Genomic DNA, 386 nt, shown 5'->3' with positions numbered 1-386 from the left:
GGGGAGGTGTCGGCGTTGCTCGGCCCGTCGGGCACGGGCAAGTCGGTGTTCCTGAAGTCGCTGATCGGCCTGCTCCGCCCGGAGCGGGGAACGATCGTGATCGATGGCACCGACATCCTGCAGTGCACGCAGCGCGAGCTCTACGAGATCCGCAAGCTGTTCGGGGTGCTGTTCCAGGATGGCGCGCTGTTCGGGTCGATGGACCTGTATGACAACGTGGCGTTCCCGCTGCGCGAGCACACCAAGAAGTCCGAGTCCGAGATCCGCAAGATCGTGATGGACAACATGGAGCTCGTGGGCCTGATGGGGGCGGAGAACAAGCTGCCGGGCGAGATCTCGGGCGGGATGCGCAAGCGCGCGGGCCTCGCGCGGTCGCTGGTGCTCAA

At 66.1% G+C, this 386-nt stretch carries 1 protein-coding gene; it reads left to right on the top strand.

The features are described from left to right. Positions 1-386, top strand: a 386-nt coding sequence (locus QC765_RS16445) for an ABC transporter ATP-binding protein (protein ID WP_278315515.1), incomplete at both ends; no start/stop codon positions are given.

Origin of the sequence: Hoyosella levis, from assembly GCF_026008515.1 — a bacterium.
Lineage (GTDB): Bacteria > Actinomycetota > Actinomycetes > Mycobacteriales > Mycobacteriaceae > Lolliginicoccus > Lolliginicoccus levis.
The sequence above is the reverse complement of the archived record's forward strand: the minus strand, read 5'-3'. Positions and strand labels throughout refer to the sequence as shown.